This is a genomic window from Clavibacter sp. A6099 (assembly GCF_021919125.1).
GTDB classification, from domain to species: domain Bacteria; phylum Actinomycetota; class Actinomycetes; order Actinomycetales; family Microbacteriaceae; genus Clavibacter; species Clavibacter seminis.
The window spans coordinates 2,280,753-2,295,968 of sequence record NZ_CP083439.1 but is presented as its reverse complement, the minus strand read 5'-3'; the positions used below and the strand labels follow the sequence as shown (position 1 = coordinate 2,295,968).

Sequence of the window (15,216 nt, the reverse complement as noted above, 5' to 3'; positions counted from 1 at the left end):
GCCGCGCCACGAGCGCCGCGGGCCGGCCGTCCGACCGCCCGCACCCGAGAACGAAGGAGACCCATGTCTGCACGCAGCATCCAGTGGCAGCTGGCGAAGCGCCCCACCGGCGAGCCCACCCCCGACGACGTGCGCCGCGTCGAGGTCGACCTGCCCGACCTGCAGGACGGCGAGGTCCGCGTCGAGAACGAGTTCATCTCCGTCGACCCCTACATGCGCGGCCGCATGAACGACGTGCCGTCCTACGTGCCGCCGTTCCAGCTCGACGAGGCCATGACCGGATCCGCCGTCGGCCGCGTCGTCGAGTCCCGCTCCGACGACCTCGCGGTCGGCACGCTCGTCAGCCACATGCTCGGCTGGCGCGACGTCGCCCAGGGTCAGGCCGGCGGCTTCCGCCCCGTGCCCGAGGTCCCGGGCGTCGCGTCCTCCGCGCACCTCGGCGTGCTGGGCCTCACGGGCCTCACCGCGTACGTCGGCCTCACCCGCATCGCCTCCATCAAGGAGGGCGACGTCGTCTTCGTGTCCGGCGCGGCCGGCGCGGTCGGCTCCATGGTCGGCCAGATAGCCCGCCTGCTCGGCGCCTCGCGCGTCGTCGGCAGCGCCGGATCCGCGGAGAAGGTCGAGCGCCTCACCTCGCACCTCGGCTTCGACGCCGCGTTCGACTACCACGGCGGCGACCTCGAGCAGAAGCTCGCGGAGGCGGCGCCCGACGGCATCGACCTCTACTTCGACAACGTCGGCGGCGACCACCTCTCGGCCGCGCTCGGCGCGCTCAAGAACGGCGGCCGCGTCGCCAACTGCGGGTCGATCTCGACCTACAACTCCACCGGCGAGGAGATCGCGATCCGCAACACGGGCCGCATCGTCACGCGCGGCCTCACGCTCCGCGGCTTCACCCTCGGCAACCACCAGGACCTCGCGCCCGAGTTCGCCCAGAAGATGGGCCCGTGGCTCGCCGAGGGCCGCATCACCGCCGACGAGACCGTGATCGACGGGATCGACCGCGCGTTCGAGGCCTTCACCGGCCTCATGCGCGGCGAGAACGTCGGGAAGATGGTCGTGCGGACCAGCGCTTCCGCCTGACCCGCACCTCCCTCGTGTCGTCCTCGGGGAGCGTCTGCGGTGCATCCGCCCGGCGCTCCCCGGGGTCCGACCCGTGTCCTCCCGAGCGCGCCTCGCGCAGGCGCCGCCCCTCGTCTTCGAGGAGGGCGCGGCGCCGGGCGAGCCGGTCGGCGCGGGTCGTGTCGCGCACCGGCAGTCGCAGCGCGTGCTCGGCCGGGATCCCCGCCTGCAGCTGGCGGGCGCGGATGATCTCCACGTCGAGCTCCCCGCCGAGCACGAGCGACAGGTTCCCGATGTAGAGCCACAGCAGCAGCACGATCACCGCGCCGAGCACCCCGTAGGTCGACTCGTAGGTCGCGATGGTCGTCACGTACCAGACGAAGCCGGCGGTGCCGAGGCCCCAGGCCACGATCGCCACGAGGCTGCCCCAGGTGAGCAGGTCCACCCGGCGCCGACGCAGGTTCGGCGTCGCGGCGTACAGCACGCCGATGATCCCCGTCAGCAGTGCCGCGAGCAGCGGCCACTTGACGATCGACCACACCACGAGCGTCGTGTCCCCGAGGCCGAGCTGCTGCCCGAGCGCGCGGGCGCCGTCGTCGGTGAGCAGCAGCATGCCGACCATCACGACGCTGACGACGAGCAGCGCGACGGTGACCCCGAGCATCAGCGCCCGGTACTTCACGAGCGGCCGGCCCTCCTCGGTCTCCTGCACGCGGTTCATCGCCCGGCCGAAGGCGGTGACGTAGGCGGCCGAGGTCCAGAGCGCCCCGAGGAAGCTGACGGTGAAGGCGATGCCCGAGCGCGGCCCGTCGGCGAGCTGCTCGACGGGGTCGCGGATCACGTCGACGGCCGAGTCGCCCAGCACGGCCGTGAGCACGCCGAGCACGCCCTCGACGCCGGCGCGCGTGTCGCCGACGACGCCGATGAGGCTGAGCACCGCGACCGCCGCGGGGACGAGCGAGAGCGTGGAGTAGAAGGTGAGGCTCGCGGCCATGTCGATGCCGCGGTGCTTCATGAAGCCGTAGACCGCGCGGCGGCACGCGTACCAGCCGAGCTCGCGGCCGATGCGCTGGCGTCGGTGCAGCGCCTGCTCGTCGAGCTCGGCCTGCGGCGCGGCGTCGTCGGGCGCGACGCGTCGCGGGCGGATGGGCATGCCAGCCAGTCTGACCCACGCCCGGCGCCGCGACGCTCCCGGCGACCGTCGGCGGCTGGCCGCGCCAGGCCGGGTGCGCTACACAGGGGGGATGGTCCACACATCGTCCGTCGAGATCGAGCGCAAGTACGACGTCCCGGACGGGGTGCCCGTCCCGGCCTTCACCGGCATCGAGGGGATCGCCGAGGCGCGACCCGCGGAGCCCGTGACGCTCGTGGCGGTCTACCTCGACACCGCGGACCACGCGCTCGCCGACCGCCGCATGATCCTCCGCCGCCGCGAGGGCGGGCACGATGCGGGCTGGCACGTGAAGCTCCCGGCCGACGGCGGCGAGGGACGCACGGAGCTCGGCTGGCCGCTGGCCGACGGCGACGACGGCGATGGCGCGATCCCGCCGGCCGTGCTCGACCAGGTGGCCGTGCACGTGCGCGGCCGCGAGCTCACGCCCCTCGCGCGCCTCGAGACCGTCCGCACCACCGTCACGCTGCACGACGCCGACGGGCGCGCGGTCGCCGAGTTCGCCGACGACCGCGTCACCGGATCCGACATCCGCGGCGGCACCGTGCGCGCCTGGCACGAGTGGGAGGTCGAGCTGCTGCCGGACGCGCCCGCGAAGCGGAAGCAGCGCGCGGCGCTCCTCGACCGGATCGAGCGGCACATGGTCGACGCGGGCGCCCGCCCCTCCGACAGCGCCTCGAAGCTCGCCCGCGCGCTCGGCGCCGATGCGCTCGGACGCGAGGCGCCCGCGGGTCCCGCCCTGCCGGATCCCACGACCCTCACGAAGGAGAGCCCCGCATCCGAGGTGGCCCGCGCGATCCTCGCCCGCGGCGTCCGCGACCTCGTGGCCGCCGACCCGCACGTGCGCGCCGACGAGCACGACGCCGTGCACCGGATGCGCGTCGCCGTCCGCCGGCTCCGCAGCGCGCTCCGCACCCACCAGGACGTGATCGACCCGGCGGCCACGGCGCCCGTCCGCGCCGAGCTCACCGCGCTCGGGACCGTCCTCGGCGGCGCGCGCGACATGGAGGTGCTGCGCGACCGCGTCGTCTGGTCGGTGGTGGAGCACGACACGGAGACCGTGCCCGACCACGTCGGCGACGCCCTGCACGACGTCCTCGACGAGCGCTACCGCCGCGCCCGCGAGCGCGTGGTCCGCGCGCTCTCGTCCGCTCGCTACCTCGCGCTGCTCGACGACCTCGACCGGCTGGTCGCGGATCCGCCCCTCACGCACGACGCGAGCGCCCCGGCGGGTCCCGCCCTGCACGCGGCCCTCCGTCGCGACGCCGAGCGGGTCGGCCGCCGGGCAGCGGTCGCGCAGGAGGCGGTCGGCGAGGCCGCGCGCACCGAGGCGCTGCACGAGGTCCGCAAGGCCGCCAAGCGCCTCCGCTACGCCGCGGAGGAGTTCAGCGGCCGCACGGTCCAGGTCCTCGGCCGGAAGACGATGCGGCTCGCGACCGCCGCCGAGGAGGTGCACGACGAGCTCGGCGAGCACCGCGATGGCATCGCGATGCAGCGGGTCCTCCGCGACGAGGCGAAGCGCCTCGCGGCCCGCGGCGAGGACGCCTTCGCGCTCGGCGTGCTGCACGAGGCCGAGCGGCTGCGCACCGAGTCCGCGCTGTGGCGGGCCGAGCGCGCGCTGGAGCGCCTGCTCGCGACCGCCGTCCCGGGAGCGTGAGGGCGGACCGTAAACTCGATCGGGTGACCCCCGACGCCGATCCGCCCACCCCGGCGTACGACCCGTCGGAGCTCGACGTGCGGGTCACCGGCGGCACCGTCCGCGGCGTGCGCGAGCGCGGGATCGAAGCATGGCGCGGCATCCCCTTCGCGGCACCGCCCCGCGGCGACCTCCGCTTCCGGGCGCCGCAGCCCGTCGTCGCCTGGCAGGGCGCGCGCTTCGCCCAGCACTTCGGCAAGGTCGCGCCGCAGGTCAGCGCGGGCGCGTTCATGGGCGCGCCGCAGGGCACGCCGATGGGGGAGGACTGCCTCACCGTCAACGTCATCGCGCCCTCAGGCCTCAGCCCCGACGCCGCCCGCGTGAACCGCGAGTCGCAGCTGCGGCCGGTCATGGTCTTCATCCACGGCGGCGCCTACGTCGTCGGATCCTCGCGGGAGAACCCCGTGCAGGGCGAGGGCCTCGTCCGCCAGGGCGGCATCGTCTACGTGAGCTTCAACTACCGGCTCGGCGCGCTCGGCTACCTCGACTTCAGCCGGTACTCGACGCCCGAGCGGCCCATCGAGTCGAACCTCGGCTTGCGCGACCAGGTGCAGGCGCTGCAGTGGGTGCGCGACAACATCCGCGAGTTCGGCGGGGATCCCGACAACGTCACGGTCTTCGGCGAGTCCGCGGGCGGCAACGCCGTCACGACCCTCATGGCGGTGCCGTCGGCGCACGGGCTGTTCGCGCGCGCCATCGCGCAGAGCTCGCCGACGAACGCCGTCTACCCGGCAGAGCAGACCGCGCGGTGGGCCGGGGAGTTCGTGGACCTCCTCGCGGGTCGGGCGGGCCGCGCGCCCGACGATGCAGAGGCCGTCCGGCTGCTCACGGCCGCGAGCGCATCCACCCTCGCCGCGACGGCCAACGAGCTGATGGTGCGGACGCCCGACGAGGAGCCGGGGACCATCACGTTCAGCCCCGTCATCGACGGCGACGTGCTGCCGGAGCGCCCGCTCGACGCGTTCAAGCACGGCCGCGCGGCCCGGGTGCCGCTCATCATCGGCACCAACGAGCGCGAGGGATCCCTGTTCACGGGCCGGCTCGACATCCTCGCGACCACGCCGCCCCGCATCGAGGCGGTGTTCGCGAAGACCGACGAGGCCCACCGCGAGGAGCTCGCCGCGCTCTACCCCGGCCTGCCCAAGCGCCGGGCCGCGCTCGACTTCGGCGGCGACTACGCCTTCTGGTTCCCGTCGATCAAGGTCGCCGAGCGCCATGCCCGCTACGCGCCCGTGCACTTCTACCGCTTCGACATCGCCCCGCGCCTCGTGCACCTCATGGGCCTCGACGCCACGCACGGCCTCGAGCTGTTCGCCCTGTTCGACCGCATGGACTCGATGCTCGGCCGCGGCATGACGCTGCTCGGCGGCCGGCGCGCGTTCGTCGCGGCGGGCGAGCGGATGCGCATCGCGTGGCTCCGCTTCGCGCAGGACGGCACCGTCGACGAGTCCTGGCCGCCCTACGTGGGCGGCGCCGACGAGGCTCCGGGCACCGGTGCGTCGGACGCGGGGGCATCGGGGGAGCGGGCGACCCTCGTCTTCGACGTGGTCGACCGCATCGAGCACGACCCGCACGCCGACCGCCGCGTCGCCTGGCGCGACTTCGTACCGCACATCTGAGCCGACCGCCTCGGCCGGCCGGCGCGAGATCTTCACCTGACCGCCATCCGCCGGTCGCCCGTTCGGGCCCGGCGTATGCAAGCCGTTAGGATCGACGACTGTGACATCCGCTCGAGGGATCCGGTAGTGGATCTCACCCTCATCGTCGTCCTGGTCATAGCCCTGGCCCTGTTCTTCGACTTCACCAACGGCTTCCACGACACGGCGAACGCGATGGCCACCCCCATCGCGACGGGTGCGCTGAAGCCGCGGGTGGCCGTCGCGATCGCCGCGGTCCTCAACCTCGTCGGCGCGTTCCTCAGCACCGAGGTCGCCAAGACCGTCTCCGGCGGCATCATCCGCGAGGGCGACGGCGGCGTGCAGATCACGCCGACCATGATCTTCGCGGGCCTCATGGGCGCCATCGTCTGGAACCTCGTCACCTGGCTCCGCGGCCTCCCGTCGAGCTCCAGCCACGCGCTGTTCGGCGGCCTCATCGGCGCGGCCGTCGTGGGCGCAGGGCTCGGCTCGGTCGACTTCGGCGTCGTGCTGTCGAAGGTCATCCTCCCGGCGCTCCTCGCCCCGGCCATCGCGGGCCTCATCGCGTACGCGACCACGAAGCTCGCCTACTCGATCACGCGCCGCTCGAGCGGCCCGAACGAGCGCGGCGGCTTCCGCTACGGCCAGATCTTCACGTCGTCGCTCGTGGCCCTCGCGCACGGCACCAACGACGCGCAGAAGACCATGGGCATCATCACCCTCACGCTCATCGCGGGCGGCTTCCAGGCGGCGGGCTCCGGCCCCGAGTTCTGGGTCATCGCGGTCTGCGCCGTCGCCATCGCGCTCGGCACCTACATGGGCGGCTGGCGCATCATCCGCACGATGGGATCCGGCCTCACCGAGGTCAAGCCCGCGCAGGGCTTCAGCGCCGAGGCGTCGACCGCGGCCACCATCCTCGCGTCCAGCCACCTCGGCTTCGCGCTCTCGACCACGCAGGTCGCGTCCGGATCCGTCATCGGCTCGGGCCTCGGCCGCCGCGGCGCGTCCGTCCGCTGGAACACGGTGGGCAAGATCGCGCTCGGCTGGCTGCTCACGCTGCCGTCGGCCGCCGTCGTGGGCGCCGTCGCCGCGTTCATCGCGAGCACCGGCACGGTCGGCTTCGTCATCGACGCGGTCGTCGGAGTCGCGGTCATCGTCTGGATCTTCCGGCGCTCGCGCCGGAACGCGGTCGATGCCCGCAACGCCATCGTCGAGGTCGACGCCGCCGGATTCGCGGTGCGCGGACGCAAGGCCACCAAGGCCGCCCGGAAGGCCAGGGAGGCCGCATGATCGACTGGAGCGCGTTCGTCGTCGTCGCCGTGGCGGCCCTCGTGGGCGCCGTCGCGGTGGTGTGCCTGTTCTCGCTCGGCGTCCGGCTGCTGGCGGTCGGCACCGAGTACGACGACGAGGGCGACAAGGTCTCGGTGACGGGCATCCGCCCGCAGGCCGCGACCGTGGGCGGCTACGTCTGCTTCGCCCTCAGCGGCCTCGCCGTGCTCTACGGCGTGTACCTGATCATCCCGGCCCTGCACTCCTGAGCGGCGGGCGTCGCGGCCAGGGCTGGTCCCGGCCGCGCGCCCGGCCCTAGGCTCGAACCCGTCCCGACAAGGTCGTCGGCTCCTCCCCTCCCCGTCGCCCGACCCGACCCATCGCGGAAGAAGCCCATGACCGAAGCGCGCACGTCGTCCCCTGACCCCGAGACCCGAGGAGGGCGCGGCGCGCTCGACCGGTTCTTCGAGATCACGAAGCGCGGATCCACGTACGCGCGCGAGGTCCGCGGCGGCGTCCTCACCTTCGTGACCATGGCGTACATCGTCGTGCTCAACCCGCTGATCCTCGGCGGCTTCAGCGCGGACGCGGCCACGCTCGACGTCGAGGGCAACTGGCTGCGCGCCTCGCAGGTGGGCGCCGCGACGGCCCTCACCGCGGGCGTGATGACGATCCTGTTCGGCCTCGTCGCGCGCCTCCCGTTCGCGTTCGCCGCGGGCCTCGGCATCAACTCCTTCCTCGCGGTCAGCGTGGTCGGGGAGGTCACCTGGCCGGAGGCGATGGGCCTCGTGGTCATCAACGGCCTCGTCATCGTGCTGCTCGCCACCACGGGCCTCCGCACCCTGATCTTCCGGGCCGTCCCGCGCGAGCTGAAGACCGCCATCACGGTGGGCATCGGCCTGTTCATCGCGTTCATCGGCTTCGTCGACTCCGGCTTCGTGCGCGGCACGGGCGTCCCGGCCTCGCCTCTCGCGCTCGGCATCGACGGCTCCATCGCGTCGCTGCCGACCGTCGTCTTCATCCTCGGCCTCGTGATCATGGGCGTGCTCATGGCCCGCCGCGTGCCGGGCGCGCTCCTCATCGGCATCGTCGCGACCACGCTCATCGCCATCGTCGTGGAGCAGGTCTTCCACATCGGCCCGTCGAACACCTCGGGCGCCACCGGCTGGAACCTCAACGCGCCCGTGCTGCCCGGCACCCCGGTCGCGCTGCCGGACCTCGGCCTCGTCGGCGCGTTCGACTTCGGCGCGTTCGGCCGCATAGGGATCATCTCCAGCCTGATGCTCGTCTTCACGCTGGTCTTCACGAACTTCTTCGACGCCATGGGCACCATGACGGGCCTCGCCAAGGCGGCCGACCTCTCCGACGAGCGCGGCGACTTCCCCCGCCTCAAGGGCGCGCTCGTCGTCGAGGGCTTCGGCGCGGTCGCGGGCGGCGCCACCTCGAGCTCGTCGAACACGGTGTTCATCGAGTCGGCGTCCGGCATCGGCGAGGGCGCCCGCACGGGCCTCGCCTCGATGGTCACGGGCGTGCTGTTCCTCCTCGCGATGTTCTTCACGCCGCTCACGCAGGTCGTGCCGCTCGAGGTCGCGGCCGCCGCGCTGGTCATCGTCGGCACGCTCATGGCGTCCCAGATCCGCGACATCGTGTGGACCGACTTCTCGGTCGCGCTGCCCGTGTTCCTCACCGTCCTCGTCATGCCGCTCACCTACTCGATCGCCAACGGCATCGGCGTCGGCTTCCTCTCCTGGGTGCTCGTGCGCTCCTTCTCGGGCCGCGTGCGCGAGGTCTCGCCGCTGCTCTGGGTCGTCTCCGCGGGGTTCCTGATCTTCTTCGCCCGCGGGCCGATCGAGCAGCTGCTCGGCGTCTGATCCCCGTGCGTAAGGTGGGACGGGACCCCCATTCGATGACGCACGGGAGCCCGACATGACCGACCTCGACACGCGCGGCGACGTCCGCGGACCCCAGGAGTCGGCCAAGCGCTGGCGCATCGTCGGCCCCGGCCTCGTGGTGGCCGCCACGGGCATCGGGGCGGGCGATCTCGTGGCGACCCTGGTGGCCGGATCCCGCTTCGGCTACGCGCTGCTGTGGGCGGCCGTCCTCGGCGTGATCATCAAGATCTTCCTGGTGGAGGGCGCCGGCCGGTACTCGCTCGCGACGGGGAGGACCATCTTCGAGGGCTGGCGCACCGTCGGCCGCTGGACCACGTGGTACTTCGGCCCGTACATCCTCATCTGGGGCCTCGTCTACGGCGCGGCCGCGATGAGCTCCTCGGCGCTCCCGCTGGCGGCGCTCTTCCCGGGCGTGGACCTCAAGGTGTTCGCCATCGCGTGCGGCATCGTGGGCGCCGTCGTGGTCTGGTTCGGCCGGTACTCCGCGTTCGAGAAGATCATCGCGGTGTTCGTCGGCCTCATGTTCGTGACCGTCGTGGGCGCCGCGATCGTCACCGTGCCGAACGTGCCCGCGCTCCTCACGGGCCTCGTCCCCACGATCCCCGAGGGCGGCCTCGTCGTCGCGCTGAGCATCGCGGGCGGCGTCGGCGGCACCATCACGCTCGCCGCCTACGGCTACTGGCTGCGGGAGAAGGGCTGGGTCGCGCCCCGCTGGATGAAGGTCATGCGCATCGACAACTCCGTCGCCTACGTGATGAGCGGGATCTTCGTGCTCTCGATGCTCGTGGTCGGCGCGGAGCTGCTGTACTCCGCCGACATCGCCCTGGCCGACGGCGAGGGCGGCCTCGTGCAGCTCGCCGACGTGCTGGGGGAGCGCTACGGCGCCTTCATGACGTGGTTCTTCCTGCTCGGCTTCTTCGCCACGTCGTTCTCGTCGATCCTCGGCGTCTGGAACGGCGTCTCGCTCATGTTCGCCGACTTCCTCGGCACCGTCCGCGGCCTCGACGTCGAGGACCCGCGCCGTCGCCTCGGCGGCAGCTACTACCGGGCGTTCATCCTCTGGCTGACGATCCCGCCCATCGGCCTGCTGTTCCTCGACCAGCCGATCGGCCTGATCATCGCGTACGGCGTGCTCGGCGCCCTGTTCATGCCGTTCCTCGCGATCACGCTGCTGGTGCTGCTCAACACCGACCGCACGCCGCGGGCGTGGCGGAACCGGCCCCTCAGCAACACCGTGATGGGCCTCTCAGCGCTGCTCTTCGTGGTGCTCGGCGTGCAGCAGCTCGTGACGGAGGTCGGGAAGCTGCTCTAGTCGGCGGCCCGGGCGGGCTCAGTCGGCGGACGCGGCCTGGCGGACGGCGGGGGAGGCGTCGGTCGCCGCGTCGACGCCGGCCTCGGCGACCGGCGTCGGCGTCCGGAACACCACGAGCCGGTACAGCGTGAAGTTCCACACGAGGCCGATGAGCACCGCGGTCGCCTTCGCGATGTTGATCTCGAGGAACTCCTGCTCCGCGCTCGTGCCGAACATCAGGAGCGAGCGGCCGAAGGTCGTGTCGAACCCGCGCTCGAAGAGCCAGATGACGCCGCTCTGCAGCAGCAGCGAGCTGAAGCCGGTGACCGCGAAGAACTTGAGGAACCGGCCGATCGTCACCGCCTCGCCGTGGCGGAAGACGAAGAAGTGGTTGAGGAAGTACGAGATCGTGATGCCGACCGTGACCGAGATCAGGTTCGCGGCGATCACGGGCATGTGCGCCGCGAGGATCAGGGCGTTGAGCAGGACGAAGTCGAGGGCCGTGTTGAGGAGCCCGGCGATGAGGAAGCGGACGCGGCGGTCGGCGAGGAGTCTGGTCACGCTGATCCTCCCGGGCGGTCGCCGGACGGTTCGGCGGGTGCGGACGGCGTCAGGACGCCGGGCCACCCGAAGTGTAACAAGGAGATAACGGGCGACGGCCCTCCCGCGCTGTCCGACCGGCGGTCGCTGGCTAGACTCGACGAGGCCCGGATCCGGGTCATCCCCCGATTCGGAGACGGAACCACCAGCTTGAGCAGTCTCACGATCGTGATCCCCACCTACGAGGAGGCGCGCAACGTCGGGGAGCTGCTGCCCCGCCTCGCGGCCATGGCGGCGGAGGACACCGACTTCCGGATCACGGCCATGATCGTCGACGACTCCTCGCCGGACGGCACCGCGGACCTCGTCCGATCGATCGCGCCGAGCGTCGAGACCGACACCTTCCGGGTGCGCGTCGAGACCCGCGCGGAGAAGGCCGGCCTCGGCGCCGCGTACATCTGGGCATTCGAGAAGCTGCTCGGGTCCGACGAGCCGCCCACCCACATCCTGCAGATGGACGCCGACCTCTCGCACGACCCCGCCTACATCACGGAGATGCTGCGCCGGGTGCGCGGCGGTGCCGACCTCGTGGTCGCCTCGCGCTACATCCGGGGCGGGGCGACGCCCGACTGGAACCTCAAGCGCCGGTTCCTGAGCGTCGGCGGCAACCTCTACACGCGCCTGTTCCTCGGCTCGCGGATCACCGACTACACCGGCGGCTTCAACCTCTACGAGACGGAGCTGCTGCGGCGGATCACGCCGTCCACCATCACGACGACGGGCTACGGCTTCCAGATCGAGATGAAGCAGCGCGCGCTGAAGCTCGCGAAGCGTCCCACCGAGGTGGCGATCGTGTTCATGGACCGCACCGAGGGCGAGTCCAAGATCCCGAGCGACACGCTCGTGAAGAACCTGCTGCTCGTGCTGCAGCTGCGCTTCGGGCTCCGCCGGGGCTGACCCGCCGTCGCGCCTCCGTGGTCACGCCTCCGTGGTCACGCCTCGGGCGCGTGCAGCGGATCGCCGGGGGCGCGCTGGTGCGGCCGGGCCGGCGCGATGATCGTGCCGCGCCGCCCGAGCGCGTCGACCACGGGGTCCGTCGCCCCGAGCACCTGCGACCGCGCGCGCCCGTGGCGCGCCCAGTACGCGGCGGTCCACGCGCAGATGAGGCCGTCGAGCAGGTCCTCGAGGTGCTTGTGCCGCCGCTCCACGATCGCCGGGCCGTCGGCGACGAGCGCGGCCGCGCGCGGATGCGTCGACACGTCGAGCGGCGGATCCGCGTGCGCGAGCCCCGCGACCGCGTCGAGCACCACGCGGAACTCGGCCGCGCGATGGGGTCGGCGCTCGGCCGTCGCGAGCAGCGGGGCGAGGCGCTTGTACCGGGGCTTGAGACCCGCAAACCCGAGCTCGGGCGCGCCGACCAGCGTCGTGTACGGGTAGCACTCGATCATCGTGCGCGCGTCGGCGTCGCGCGCGGCACCGGATCCGTCGTCGTACGCCCAGCCCGCGTCCTCCAGCCGCCGCCGCAGCGCGACGGCGCCCTGCGCGGGGAGGCCCTGGTTCGAAGGGTAGGCCGAGATCCCGAGGCGGCCGTAGCGGGACGCGACCTCCTTCTCCGCGAGCCGGCTGCCCGTGGCGTTGGCGACGACGAGCGGCCCGTCGACCGCGGCGACCGCGCCGGGGCCCTGCCAGCGGGCGACCCAGGCGACCACCTCGTCGATCCCGCGGGCCGTCGTGAGGTCGAGCACGCGGCCCGCCGCGTCGACGCACGCGAGCCCGGTCTCGCGCGCCGGGCGGGTCGCGGTGCCCTCCGCCCAGGCGAGGTCGATCCCGAGGAAGCGGCGCATCAGACGAGCCTATCCGCGGGCCCGGGCGGCCTCGGCGGGGCGCGGGGCCGCTAGTAGGGTCGAGGGATCCTCATGCCACGAGCGACGAGACGATGGAGCCTGCACCGTGACCCCTGTCAGCCCGAACGACGACCGCATCCCGACCCCGGACGGCCACCCCGTCCGGACCGAGACCGACAGCCTGGGGAGCATGGACGTCCCCGCCGACGCCTACTGGGGGATCCACACGGCGCGCGCGCTCGAGAACTTCCCCATCAGCCTGCGGCCGTTGAGCGTCTACCCGGAGTTCGTCGTCGCGCTCGCGCAGGTGAAGCAGGCCGCAGCCCGTGCCAACGTGCAGATCGGCGTGCTCGACGCGCGGAAGGCGAAGCAGATCGACGAGGTGTGCACCGAGATCATCGCGGGGCACCTGCACGACCAGTTCGTGGTCGGCGTGATCCAGGGCGGCGCCGGCACGAGCACCAACATGAACACCAACGAGGTCATCGCGAACCGCGCCCTCGAGAAGGCCGGCCACGCGCTCGGCGACTACCGGCACATGCACCCGCTCGACGATGTGAACCGCAGCCAGTCGACGAACGACACGTACCCGACCGCGCTCAAGGTCGCCCTCATCCACTCGCTCCTGCAGACGCTCGACGAGCTCGACCTGCTGCGCCGGTCGTTCCTCGCGAAGGGCGCGCAGTTCTCGCAGGTGCTCAAGGTCGGGCGCACGCAGCTGCAGGACGCGGTGCCCATGACGCTCGGCCAGGAGTTCCACGGCTTCGCGACCACGCTCGGCGAGGACCACGCGCGGCTCGGCGAGCTCGTGCCGCTGCTGTCGGAGATCAACCTCGGTGCCACGGCGATCGGCACGGGCATCACGGCGGACCCGAACTACGCCGCCGCCGTGCGCGGGCACCTCAGCGCCATCACGGGCTACACGCTCGTGACCGCGAGCGACCTCATCGAGGCGACGAGCGACGCGGGCGTCTTCATGACGCTCTCGTCCACGCTCAAGCGGAGCGCCATCAAGCTGTCGAAGATCTGCAACGACCTGCGGCTGCTGTCGTCGGGGCCGCAGGCGGGGCTCGGCGAGATCAACCTGCCGCCGCGCCAGGCGGGGTCCAGCATCATGCCGGGCAAGGTCAACCCGGTGATCCCCGAGGTCGTCAACCAGGTCGCGTTCTCCATCGCGGGCGCCGACGTGACCGTGACCATGGCGGCCGAGGGCGGGCAGCTGCAGCTCAACGCGTTCGAGCCGGTCATCGCGCACTCGCTGCTGCAGTCGCTGAGCTGGCTGCGGAACGCGGCGAAGACGCTGCGCGTGAACTGCATCGACGGGATCACGGCCAACACCGAGCGGCTCGCGGCGCAGGTGGAGTCGTCGGTGGGCGTCGTCACGGCCCTCACGCCGTACATCGGCTACGCCGCGTCCTCCAGCCTCGCGAAGACGGCGCTGATGACGAGCGCGTCGATACCGGACCTCGTGGTCGAGGCGGGGCTCATGACGCGGACGCAGGTGGAGAAGATCCTCGCGCCCGACCGGCTCTCGGGGCTCGAGCCGGTGACGGCGGCCATGTCGGTGATCACGCCCGAGATGCTCGCGGCGCACGCGGCGGAGGAGGGCGGCCAGGCCGACTGACCTGCCCCCCTGACGACGACAGCGCGCCGCGGCCCGAGGGCTGCGGCGCGCTGTCGCGTGCGGGGTGGCGTGCTCGGCGTCAGGCGTCGTCGCTCGACGTGCGGGCCGGGGTGGTGCCGGTGGCGTCGTCGGCGGGCGCGGCGTGCGCCGGCTCCTCGCGGTGCACGGATCCGGCGATGTCACCCGGCGTCGGCACGTGCGGGGCGTCGGACGCCGCCGGGGTCGCCTTCGGCTTCGGGGTCGCCTTCTTCGCGGCGGCCTTGGGCTTCGCGGGAGCGGGGGTGGCGGCGGGCTCCGTGGGGGCGGGGGCCTCCTCGGCGTCGCCGTCCCGGGGGATCGTCACGGGGCCGGTCTCGTCCTCGTCGTCGAACGACGCCAGGGCCTCGTCGCGCGCCTCGGCCGCGGTGAAGACGGCGCGGCGGCCGGCCTCCTCGCCGCGCTCGCGCAGATCCTCGGCCGTGGCCTGGACGCGGGTGCGGGCGTCCTCCGCGGTCTCGACCACGCGGCCGCGCACGTCCTCGGCGGTCTCGGCGACGCGGTGCCCGACCTCGGTGGCCTGCTGGCCGACGCGGTCGACGACGTGCTTGGTCTGGTCAGCGGTGCGGGTGCCGAGGTCCTTGGCGGTGTCGCCGACCCGGCCCGCGATGTCCTGCGTGGTGCTGCCGACGCGACCGGCGACGTCCTGCGTGGTGGTGCCGATGCGCTCGCCCACCGTGTGCGCGGTGCGGCCGACGGCGACGGCGGCGCCCTGCACGGCGTGGCCGACGAAGTCCGCGACCTCGCGGGCGGTCTCCACCGTGCGCTCGACGACGACGGGGCCCTTCTCGTCGAGCACGGTCTGCGCCTGGCGGACGCCGCGCTGGACGGGCTCGCTCGACCAGACGGAGCGCGAGGTGCGCGCGATCCCCTCGTAGCGCTTGCGCCCGGCGCGCGCGCCCAGGACGTATCCGGTGCCGATGCCGGCGAGGAAGAGGAGACGGTTGATCATGCGTCGAGCCTAGACGCGGCGCACGTGCATCGGCCGGGAGCGGCTACGCGTCCTGCTCGCCTCGACGGCCGGTGGCGTCGTGCAGCTCGTCCGTCTCGGGATCCACGGCGTCGGGCGCCGAGACGTCGGCGTCCTCCGGGATCGAGTGGTCGTGGATCGGGTCCTGCTGCTGGTCGGTCATGCGATCGACCCTACGCGCGGG

14 protein-coding genes are annotated in these 15,216 nt (G+C 72.9%); 9 read left to right on the top strand and 5 right to left on the bottom strand.

The annotated features are described in order from the left end of the window. Positions 1 to 63 precede the first annotated feature (63 nt). Positions 64 to 1,083: an NADP-dependent oxidoreductase gene (locus KYT88_RS10850; protein WP_043582767.1), complete on the top strand. Its 1,020-nt coding sequence runs from the start codon at positions 64 to 66 to the stop codon at positions 1,081 to 1,083. Here KYT88_RS10850 and KYT88_RS10845 read toward each other — a convergent pair. Further along, on the bottom strand, positions 1,028 to 2,215 hold the full coding sequence (locus KYT88_RS10845) for a YihY/virulence factor BrkB family protein (protein WP_043582770.1): 1,188 nt from the start codon (positions 2,213 to 2,215) through the stop codon (positions 1,028 to 1,030). The two genes, KYT88_RS10850 and KYT88_RS10845, sit on opposite strands and share 56 nt — an antisense overlap. A gap of 91 nt (positions 2,216 to 2,306) precedes the next feature. Here KYT88_RS10845 and KYT88_RS10840 point away from each other — a divergent pair, with 91 nt between their 5' ends. The 6 genes from KYT88_RS10840 (at position 2,307) to KYT88_RS10815 (ending at position 10,039) form a co-directional block, all read left to right on the top strand. Further along, positions 2,307 to 3,890, top strand: a complete 1,584-nt coding sequence (locus KYT88_RS10840) for a CYTH and CHAD domain-containing protein (protein WP_043582772.1) — start codon at positions 2,307 to 2,309, stop codon at positions 3,888 to 3,890. Positions 3,891 to 3,913: 23 nt separating this feature from the next. Next, complete coding sequence (locus KYT88_RS10835) at positions 3,914 to 5,548, top strand: carboxylesterase/lipase family protein (protein WP_237583644.1); 1,635 nt, start codon at positions 3,914 to 3,916, stop codon at positions 5,546 to 5,548. Positions 5,549 to 5,674: 126 nt separating this feature from the next. Next, positions 5,675 to 6,856 carry an inorganic phosphate transporter gene (locus tag KYT88_RS10830; protein WP_043582776.1) on the top strand — a complete coding sequence of 394 codons (1,182 nt, stop codon included), beginning with the start codon at positions 5,675 to 5,677 and terminating at the stop codon, positions 6,854 to 6,856. Further along, complete coding sequence (locus KYT88_RS10825) at positions 6,853 to 7,104, top strand: hypothetical protein (protein ID WP_043582778.1); 252 nt, start codon at positions 6,853 to 6,855, stop codon at positions 7,102 to 7,104. The genes KYT88_RS10830 and KYT88_RS10825 overlap by 4 nt, the downstream gene beginning before the upstream one ends. Positions 7,105 to 7,230: 126 nt before the next feature. After that, entirely contained in the window at positions 7,231 to 8,706 is a 1,476-nt protein-coding gene (locus KYT88_RS10820; protein ID WP_043582780.1) for an NCS2 family permease, read from the top strand. 55 nt (positions 8,707 to 8,761) lie between these two features. Continuing rightward, positions 8,762 to 10,039 carry an Nramp family divalent metal transporter gene (locus KYT88_RS10815; RefSeq protein WP_043582782.1) on the top strand — a complete coding sequence of 426 codons (1,278 nt, stop codon included), beginning with the start codon at positions 8,762 to 8,764 and terminating at the stop codon, positions 10,037 to 10,039. Positions 10,040 to 10,057: 18 nt separating this feature from the next. On the opposite strand, the gene KYT88_RS10810 is transcribed toward KYT88_RS10815, so the two are convergent. Continuing rightward, positions 10,058 to 10,579: a GtrA family protein gene (locus tag KYT88_RS10810; RefSeq protein ID WP_043582783.1), complete on the bottom strand. Its 522-nt coding sequence runs from the start codon at positions 10,577 to 10,579 to the stop codon at positions 10,058 to 10,060. A 189-nt stretch (positions 10,580 to 10,768) separates the two neighbouring features. Here KYT88_RS10810 and KYT88_RS10805 point away from each other — a divergent pair, with 189 nt between their 5' ends. Beyond that, entirely contained in the window at positions 10,769 to 11,515 is a 747-nt protein-coding gene (locus KYT88_RS10805) for a polyprenol monophosphomannose synthase (RefSeq protein WP_043582784.1), read from the top strand. A gap of 35 nt (positions 11,516 to 11,550) precedes the next feature. Here KYT88_RS10805 and KYT88_RS10800 read toward each other — a convergent pair whose 3' ends face one another. Next, on the bottom strand, positions 11,551 to 12,402 hold the full coding sequence (locus KYT88_RS10800; RefSeq protein WP_043582786.1) for a DUF429 domain-containing protein: 852 nt from the start codon (positions 12,400 to 12,402) through the stop codon (positions 11,551 to 11,553). 106 nt (positions 12,403 to 12,508) lie between these two features. Here KYT88_RS10800 and KYT88_RS10795 point away from each other — a divergent pair, with 106 nt between their 5' ends. After that, positions 12,509 to 14,026 carry an aspartate ammonia-lyase gene (locus KYT88_RS10795; RefSeq protein WP_051629151.1) on the top strand — a complete coding sequence of 506 codons (1,518 nt, stop codon included), beginning with the start codon at positions 12,509 to 12,511 and terminating at the stop codon, positions 14,024 to 14,026. A gap of 79 nt (positions 14,027 to 14,105) precedes the next feature. On the opposite strand, the gene KYT88_RS10790 is transcribed toward KYT88_RS10795, so the two are convergent. Together KYT88_RS10790 and KYT88_RS10785 are read right to left on the bottom strand one after the other, a co-directional pair. Next, positions 14,106 to 15,014, bottom strand: coding sequence for a hypothetical protein (locus KYT88_RS10790; protein ID WP_043582788.1), 909 nt, complete (start codon positions 15,012 to 15,014; stop codon positions 14,106 to 14,108). Positions 15,015 to 15,057: 43 nt separating this feature from the next. Continuing rightward, a complete protein-coding gene (locus KYT88_RS10785) occupies positions 15,058 to 15,195 on the bottom strand; it encodes a hypothetical protein (protein ID WP_167332588.1) in 138 nt (45 codons plus the stop codon). Between the last annotated feature and the right edge of the window lie 21 nt (positions 15,196 to 15,216).

Coding starts and splice junctions, on each gene's coding strand:
- KYT88_RS10845 (WP_043582770.1), bottom strand. CDS start 2,215: ATGCCCATCCGCCCGCGACGCGTCGCGCCCGACGACGCCGCGCCGCAG.
- KYT88_RS10790 (WP_043582788.1), bottom strand. CDS start 15,014: ATGATCAACCGTCTCCTCTTCCTCGCCGGCATCGGCACCGGATACGTC.
- KYT88_RS10820 (WP_043582780.1), top strand. CDS start 7,231: ATGACCGAAGCGCGCACGTCGTCCCCTGACCCCGAGACCCGAGGAGGG.
- KYT88_RS10815 (WP_043582782.1), top strand. CDS start 8,762: ATGACCGACCTCGACACGCGCGGCGACGTCCGCGGACCCCAGGAGTCG.
- KYT88_RS10850 (WP_043582767.1), top strand. CDS start 64: ATGTCTGCACGCAGCATCCAGTGGCAGCTGGCGAAGCGCCCCACCGGC.
- KYT88_RS10785 (WP_167332588.1), bottom strand. CDS start 15,195: ATGACCGACCAGCAGCAGGACCCGATCCACGACCACTCGATCCCGGAG.
- KYT88_RS10840 (WP_043582772.1), top strand. CDS start 2,307: ATGGTCCACACATCGTCCGTCGAGATCGAGCGCAAGTACGACGTCCCG.
- KYT88_RS10825 (WP_043582778.1), top strand. CDS start 6,853: ATGATCGACTGGAGCGCGTTCGTCGTCGTCGCCGTGGCGGCCCTCGTG.
- KYT88_RS10800 (WP_043582786.1), bottom strand. CDS start 12,402: ATGCGCCGCTTCCTCGGGATCGACCTCGCCTGGGCGGAGGGCACCGCG.